This is a genomic window from Janthinobacterium sp. KBS0711 (genome assembly GCF_000988085.1).
Taxonomy (GTDB): domain Bacteria; phylum Pseudomonadota; class Gammaproteobacteria; order Burkholderiales; family Burkholderiaceae_D; genus Janthinobacterium; species Janthinobacterium lividum_E.
On sequence record NZ_LBCO01000035.1, the window covers coordinates 543,907 to 551,546 of the forward strand.

Annotated in this window: 7 protein-coding genes and 1 pseudogene; 5 read left to right on the top strand and 3 right to left on the bottom strand. The window is 68.3% G+C overall.

All coding sequences use genetic code 11. The features are described 5' to 3' along the window. Positions 1–6: 6 nt before the first annotated feature. A complete protein-coding gene (locus VM94_RS25585; RefSeq protein ID WP_046685975.1) occupies positions 7–522 on the top strand; it encodes an RNA polymerase sigma factor in 516 nt (171 codons plus the stop codon). After that, the gene (locus tag VM94_RS25590) at positions 519–1,310 is read left to right on the top strand and encodes an anti-sigma factor family protein (RefSeq protein WP_046685976.1); all 792 of its coding nucleotides are present in this window, start codon (positions 519–521) and stop codon (positions 1,308–1,310) included. The genes VM94_RS25585 and VM94_RS25590 overlap by 4 nt, the downstream gene beginning before the upstream one ends. On the opposite strand, the gene VM94_RS25595 is transcribed toward VM94_RS25590, so the two are convergent. Beyond that, entirely contained in the window at positions 1,307–2,527 is a 1,221-nt protein-coding gene (locus VM94_RS25595; RefSeq protein WP_046685977.1) for an MFS transporter, read from the bottom strand. The two genes, VM94_RS25590 and VM94_RS25595, sit on opposite strands and share 4 nt — an antisense overlap. Before the next feature lie 137 nt (positions 2,528–2,664). Here VM94_RS25595 and VM94_RS25600 point away from each other — a divergent pair, with 137 nt between their 5' ends. Then, complete coding sequence (locus tag VM94_RS25600) at positions 2,665–3,627, top strand: LysR family transcriptional regulator (protein ID WP_082127909.1); 963 nt, start codon at positions 2,665–2,667, stop codon at positions 3,625–3,627. Here VM94_RS25600 and mug read toward each other — a convergent pair. After that, entirely contained in the window at positions 3,560–4,081 is a 522-nt protein-coding gene (gene mug / locus VM94_RS25605; RefSeq protein ID WP_046685978.1) for a G/U mismatch-specific DNA glycosylase, read from the bottom strand. The two genes, VM94_RS25600 and mug, sit on opposite strands and share 68 nt — an antisense overlap. Before the next feature lie 152 nt (positions 4,082–4,233). Between mug and VM94_RS25610 the strand changes: the two genes are divergently transcribed. Next, a complete protein-coding gene (locus tag VM94_RS25610) occupies positions 4,234–4,710 on the top strand; it encodes a (2Fe-2S)-binding protein (RefSeq protein ID WP_046685979.1) in 477 nt (158 codons plus the stop codon). Next, a complete protein-coding gene (locus VM94_RS25615; protein ID WP_046685980.1) occupies positions 4,707–7,013 on the top strand; it encodes a xanthine dehydrogenase family protein molybdopterin-binding subunit in 2,307 nt (768 codons plus the stop codon). Before VM94_RS25610 ends, VM94_RS25615 begins: the two co-directional genes overlap by 4 nt. Here the strand turns inward: VM94_RS25615 and VM94_RS28765 are convergent. Continuing rightward, positions 7,010–7,640, bottom strand: a pseudogene (locus VM94_RS28765) (MFS transporter); the annotation flags it as partial. The gene VM94_RS25615 and the pseudogene VM94_RS28765 overlap by 4 nt on opposite strands.

Sequence of the window (7,640 nt, forward strand, 5' to 3'; positions counted from 1 at the left end):
GCCACGATGACCACGCAAGACGATAGCCGCCAGTTGCAAGCGTGCCTGCCCGGCCTGCGCCGCTATGCGCGCGCACTGGCAGGCGCCTTGCACGCGGATGACCTGGTGCAGGACACCGTCGAGCGTGCGTGGCGCAAGCTGGATCAACGCAGCGGCGAGATCCGGCCGTGGCTGTTCTCCATCATGCACAACCTGCACGTGGATCAATTGCGCCGCCCCGGCCTGGCGCTGCAGGAGCTCGACGACGACGCCCTGCTGCCCGCGCCGGAGCACGCGCCGGGGCAAGCCATCGCCATCGGCGAAATGGATGCGGCGCTGGCCCGCTTGCCGCTGGGGCAGCGCGAAGTGATCCTGCTCGTCGCGCTGGAACAGATGCCGTACGAGCAGGTGGCGGCCACCCTGGCCATCCCCGTCGGCACCGTCATGTCGCGCTTGTCGCGCGGGCGCGAGCGGCTGCGCGAATTGCTCGACGGCCGCCCCGCCGGCAGCCATGGCGCCCCCACCCTGAAAGTCGTGAAATGACAACGCAAGCCATCAGCGAAGCGCAATTGCACGCCCTGGCCGACGGCGTCCTGCCCGAGGAGCAGCGCGCGGCCATCGACGCCCACCTGCGCGCGCATCCCGACGATGCCGCCCGGGTCGACGGCTGGCGTGAACAGAACCGGCAATTGCGCGCCCTGTTCGACCCCGTGCTGGACGAAGCCGTGCCGCCGGCCCTGCTGCAATCGGCATCGCCACCGGCGGCAAACGGCGCCTGGCGGCGCCACGCCATGCAGGCCGCAGCGGCCGTCGTGCTGGTGATCGCCGGCGGCGCGGGCGGCTGGCTGCTGCGCGGCGATGGCGGCGATATGCCTATCGCCAGCGCCAGCCCGATCTCCCTGGCGCGCAGCGCCGCCATCGCCCACGCCGTCTACACACCCGAAGTGCGCCACCCCGTCGAGGTGGGCGCGGAACAGGAGGCGCACCTGGTGCAATGGCTGTCGAAACGCCTGGGCACGAAATTGCAGCCGCCCGCGCTGTCGCCGCTCGGCTACCACCTGATCGGCGGACGCCTGCTGCCCGGCGATGGCGACGGCCCCGTGGCGCAATTCATGTATGAAGATGGCGGTGGCAAGCGCCTGACCCTGTACGTGGCCAAGGAACGGGCCGGCAGGCAGGAAACGGCGTTCCGCTACACGCAGGAAAAGGAATTGAGCGTGTTTTACTGGATCGACGGCCAGCTCGGCTATGCCCTCTCGGCGAGCCTGCCCAAGCAGGAACTGGGCAAGATCGCCGACGCCGTGTACGCGCAACTGGAGCAGCCACGCTAAGTGGCGCTTGCCGCCCGCTGCCGTGCGCGTGATCCGGCGAGGTGGATCGCTCCGGCCAGCAAGCCCAGTCCGACGCCAAACACCGCCACGCCCGTCCAACCGAAACGCTGCATCAGCCAGCCGCTTACCGCCACGCCGGCGGCGCCGCCGATGAAGGTCGCCGTCATGTACAGGCTGTTGATGCGGCCCTGGGCGGCCGGATCGACGGCAAAGGCGCGTGTCTGGTTGGCTACCAGGGCGGCCTGCACGCCGATATCGAGCACGATGACGCCGATCACCAGCAAGACCAGCGACGAGGCGGCGCCCGCCAGCAGCAGGTAGGACAAGGTCACGATGGCGATGCTCAGGCCGATAACCGTGCGCGAACCGAGTCTGTCGGTGGCCCTGCCGCCCACGGTGGCGGCCAGTGCGCCGGCCGCGCCGATGATGCCGAAGGCGCCGGCCCAGGCGCTGCCCAGGTGCCATGGGCCGTTGGCCAGCAGCGAGGCCAGGTTGACCCAGAACGCATTGAAGCACGCCCACAACAGCGCCTGGATCAGCATCGATTCGCGCAGGGGACGATGGTCGCGCGCCAATGGCCACAACGACGCCAGCAAGCCAAGGTAGGAAAGCTGGCTACCCGGTTTCCCGCGTGGCAGCAAGGCCGCCGCCGCGATCCAGACGGGCACCATGAAGGCCGCCTCCATCGCGTACACGGCGCGCCAGCCCCAGGCCTCGCCCACCACGCCGGCCACCGTGCGTCCCAGCAGGATGCCCACCATGATGCCGCTGACCACCGTCCCGACGGAACGGCCGCGCTCAGCGGGCGGCGACATGCTCGCGGCGAGCGGCACCAGTTGCTGCGGCACGCAGCTGACGATGCCCAGGCCAAACGATGCCCCGATCAGCGGCCAGATGCCGGGCGCCAGCGCCGCCGCCAGGGCGCAAACGAAGGCCAGCGCGATCTGCCCCAGCACCAGGGTGCGCCGGTCGACGCGGTCGCCCAGCGGCAGCAGCAGCGCCAGCCCTGTGGCAAAGCCCAGCAGCGCCGCGCCGGCGACCAGGTTGACCGCCGCCAAGTCGACACCGAGGCCGGACTGGATCAGGGGCAGGATAGGCTGGGTGCAATAGATGTTGGTGATGACCGCGCCGGCGATCACCGCCATCATGAGGATCTTGCCGCGCGGCGCGGACGCCACGGTGTGTGCATCGGGCGGGGGAATGGGTGTGGGGCGCATGGCGCTCTCCTTTCAAGTTGCCGCGGCGACGTGCCGCAGCGAAGGAGACCAGCTTACGTACTTGCACCAGCAAAGAGAATCCCATAATATTGAGAATCATTCTTCCAAAATTCGATAGGCTCACATGAGAACACGCCATGGATAGGCTGGAATCCATGACCATCCTGCTGGCCGTGGTGGACGCGGGCAGCCTGTCGGCCGCCGCACGCCATCTCGGCATGCCGCTGGCCACTGTCAGCCGCAAGGTGGCGGCGCTGGAAGCGCACCTCAACACGCGCCTGCTGCACCGCACGACGCGCCAGTTGTCGCTGACGGAAACCGGTCAAACCTACGTTGCCGCGTGCCGCCGCATCCTCGAAGAGATCGGCGAAGCGGAGCGTATGGCGACGGGCGAATATGCGTCGCCGAAAGGCGAACTGACGATCACGGCGCCCGTCATGTTCGGACGCCTGCACATCGTGCCCGTGGTGGCGGCGTTTCTCGCCCGCTATCCGGACATCGAGATCAAGCTGGTACTGACGGACCGCGTCCTGCACCTGATGGACGAGCAGGTTGACGTGGCCGTGCGCATCGGCGACCTGCCCGACAGCAGCTTCGTGGCGACACGCGTCGGCACGGTGCGCCGGGTCGTCTGCGCCAGCCCCGACTACCTGGCCGCGCATGGCACGCCAACTGCGCCGGGCGACTTGGCCGCGCATGCCTGCATCAGTTTCGAAGTGCTGGAATCGCGGCGCGCCTGGGTTTTCGGCACAGGCAAGGCTGCGCAGTCCGTGCCCGTGCACTCGCGCCTGGCCGTCAATACGGTGGACGCGGCAATCGCCGCCGCCACGCTGGATGCGGGCGTGATCCGCGTGCTGTCATACCAGGTCATGGACGCCCTGCGCGGCGACAGGCTGCGCATCGTGCTCGCACCGTTCGAAGCGGCGCCCTTGCCCGTCAGCCTGCTGCACAAGGGACAAGCGCCGCTGCCCTTGAAATTGCGCGCCTTTCTCGATTTCGTCACGCCGCTGTTGCGCGCCGTGGCACTGGACGTCAGTCCAGCGCGCGTTGGAGTTCCGCATACGCGTCGACCAGCCGCTCCTTCGAATAGCCGCGATTGAGGCCACTCGGATTGGGCAAGATCCACACGCGCGCGCCGCCGAAGCGCTCTGCCTGTTCGCCCCACTGCAACTGACGTTTGCCCGTCATCGCCGCGTAGGCGGCCTTGCCCAGGAAGGCGATCCACTGCGGCCGCATCGACGCCAGTTTATGTTGCAGGCCCGCCGCCGCCTGCGCGAATTCGTCCGCCCCCACCTGGTCCGCGCGGCTGGTCGGGCGCCCGACGGCCGCCGTCAGTCCCAGTCCGAAACCGAGCACGCTGGCATCGTCTTGCGGCGCCACCAGATGCGGCGTGAAGCCGGCCAGGTGCAGCACAGGCCAGAAGCGGTTGCCGCGGCCGAGAAAATGGTGGCCGGCCGCCGCCGCGTCCACGCCGGGATTGAGGCCGCAAAAAACCACCCGCAAGCCGGGAGCGAGGATGTCCGGCAAGCCTTGCGCCGGTGTGATGTATGCCATAGAAAACTCCCATATCAGAAGCCGCAGTATGCCACCGGGCCTCACGCCCTGCAGCGCATGGCGGCTGGTGCTACCATCCCATACTGATGAGCTAATCCGTTTGGCGGATGGCCGTCGCGCGTCCCCGCACCATCCCCCACAGAGGAATACACATGACGACCCTGACCATCAATGGCAAGCAGCACGACCTTGCACTGCCTGAAGACACGCCCCTGCTGTGGGCCTTGCGCGACGAACTGGGCATGACCGGCACCAAGTTCGGCTGCGGCATGGCCCTGTGCGGCGCCTGCACCGTGCACCTCGACGGCGAAGCCATCCGCTCCTGCGTGACGCCGATGTCGGCCGCCGCGGGCAAGAAGATCACCACCATCGAAGCCGTGGGCGAAGACAAGGTCGGCCTGGCCCTGCAGCAGGCGTGGCAGGAGCACGGTGTGCCCCAATGCGGCTACTGTCAGGCCGGGCAAATCATGTCGGCCACGGCCCTGCTGCACAAGACGCCCAAACCGAACGACCAGCAAATCCGCGAAGCGATGAGCGGCAATATCTGCCGCTGCGGCACCTATACGCGCATCCACGCGGCCATCAAGCAGGCCGCCACCAGCATCAACGCAAAAGGAGCGGCCAAATGAGCACCCATGACACTCCGACTTTACATTCATCCGCGCGGCGCAACTGGCTCAAGGCGGCCGGCGCGCTGGCCGGTTTGACTTTGGTGGCCGGTCCTTCCGGCCTCGTGATGGCGGCCGACGCCGTCAAATACGGCGGCGACAAGATGGCTGGCGGCGTGGTCGACGACACGCTGGTCTTCCTGTCGGTGGCCGCCGACGGCATCGTCACCATTGTTGTGCACCGCTCCGAAATGGGCCAGGGCATCCGCACCAGCCTGCCCATGGTGGCGGCCGACGAACTGGGCGCCGACTGGGCGCAGGTGCGCGTGCAGCAGGCGCCGGCCGATGAGGCGCGCTACGGCAGCCAGGATACGGACGGTTCGCGCAGCATGCGCCACTCGTTCCGCGCCATGCGCCACGTGGGCGCCACGGCACGCCTGATGCTGGAAACGGCGGCCGCCGTGCGCTGGGACGTGCCTGTGACGGAAGTCAAAGCCGTCAACCATGCGGTCGTGCATGCGGCCAGCGGACGCTCGCTGTCGTTCGGCGCGCTGGCCGAGGAAGCGGCCAAATTGCCGGTGCCGCCACGCGCGCGCATCAGTCTGAAAACGGCGGACGAGCTGCGCTATATCGGCCAGAACAGCACGCGCGGCATCGACTTGCACGACATCGTCACGGGCAATACCCACTTCGGCATCGACACGCGCCTCGACGGCATGGCGTATGCCGTCATCGCCCGTCCGCCCGTCTTTGGCGGCAAGCTGAAAAGCGTGGACAAGACGGCGGCCCTGAAGGTGCCGGGCGTGCTGCGCATCGTCGAACTGGCGGGCAGCCCGCCGCCGGCCATGTTCAATCCGCTGGGCGGCGTCGCCGTCATCGCGAAGAACACCTGGGCCGCCATCAAGGGCCGCGAAGCGCTGGTGCTGGAATGGGAAGATGGCCCGAACGGCAGCTACGATTCGAAGGCCTTCCGCAAGACCCTGGAAGCGGCCGTTCGCCAGCCGGCCAGCCCGGCGCGCGACCAGGGCAAGACGGTAGCCACCCTGGCCGCCGCTCCCGCCGCGCGCAAACTCAGCGCCGAATACTATCTGCCCCACCTGGCCCATGCCACCATGGAGCCGCCCGCCGCCACCGTGCGCATCGCCAACGGCAAGGCCGAAGTGTGGGCCTGCGTGCAGGCGCCGCAAGCGACGCGCAGCAACGTGGCCACGGCCCTGGGCTTGTCGTACGACGACGTGACCGTGCACGTGACCCTGCTGGGCGGCGGCTTCGGGCGCAAATCGAAACCCGATTTCGCCGTCGAGGCGGCGCTGCTGTCGAAAGCCATGGATGGCGCGCCAGTCAAACTGACGTGGACGCGCGACGACGACCTGCAGCACGACTACCTGCATACGGTGTCCGTCGAACGGCTGGAAGCGTCGCTGGACGCGAAAGGCATGCCGACGGCCTGGCTGCACCGCACGGCCGCGCCCACCATCACCTCGACCTTTGCCGCCGGCGCGAACAAGCAGGCGCCGTTCGAGCTGGGCATGTCGGCCATCAACGTGCCGTTCGCCATTGCTAACATCCGCGTCGAAGTGCCTGAAGTGCCGGCGCATACGCGCATCGGCTGGTTCCGTTCCGTGTCGAACATCCCGCACGCATTCGCCATCCAGTCATTCACGGCCGAACTGGCCCACGCGGCAAAGAAAGACCACCGAGACTACCTGCTGGCGCTATTGGGCCCCGCGCGCAAGATCAACCCTGCCGACCTGTCCGACGGCTGGAACTATGGCGAAGACCCGGCGAAGTATCCGGTCGATATTGGCCGCATGCGCCACGTGATCGAGCTGGCGACGGCCAAGGCGGGCTGGGGCCGCAAGCTGCCCAAGGGACGGGGGCTGGGCCTGGCCGTGTCCTACAGTTTCGTCACCTATGTGGCGGCCGTGATCGAAGTGGAGATCAATGCGGCCGGCGAAGTCATCGTGCCGAGGGTCGACATCGCCATGGATTGCGGCCCGCAGATCAACCCGGACCGCGTGCGCTCGCAGATCGAGGGCGCCTGCATCATGGGCCTGTCCTTGGCCATGAGCGGCGAGATCAGTTTTAAGAATGGCCGGGTAGAGCAAAGCAATTTCCACGACTATAGCGTGCTGCGCGCCGCCGACGCGCCGCGCGTGATCCACACGCACCTGGTGCCGGGCACACTGGACATGGAGCTGGGCGGCGTGGGCGAACCAGCCACGCCGCCCATCGCCCCGGCCCTGTGCAACGCCATCTTCGCCGCCACGGGCAAGCGCATCCGCGCCCTGCCCGTGGGCATGCAGCTGGCGAAAAAGGCTTAAGTCCGCCGCGCGGCAGGCCACTGCAGCAGCAACGCCGCAGTGGCCACGGCGCCGGCGCCGGCCGCCAGCAGCCACATCGGCCAGTTGAGCAGGAGCAGCAAGCCGCCCATGGCGGCGCCGATGGCGCTGCCCAGGTACAGCGCCGATTCGTTGAGGGCGATGGCCAGGTTGCCGTCGCCCTGCCGCGCACGCACGGCCAGCAGCTGCTGGTTTTGCGGCACTTGCAGGGCCCAGCCAGCCGCGCCCCACAGCGCGATCGGCGCCAGCATCAGCCAGGCCGACCAGCGGGCCGCCAACGGCAGCGCGCACAAGGCCAGCGCCAGCAGCAGCAAGATGATGCAGGTCAGTTTCGGCGCCGCCACCTTGTCCGCCCATGGCCCGACCAGCACACTGCCCACGATCCCTCCCACGCCCCACGCCCACAGGAAGGGCGTGGCGGACATCGCCGTGCCGTTCGCGGACCACGCCAGCAGCGGCGCGATAAACGTGTACATGCCCAGGCTGGCGATGGCCGCCAGCAGCGACACGAGCAGGATGGCCAGTACCTGCCCATCGGCCAGCAAGACCAGCTTGCGGCGCAGAGAAATCGCCGGCGCCACCGGCAGCGCGGGCAGCTTCCACAGCAAG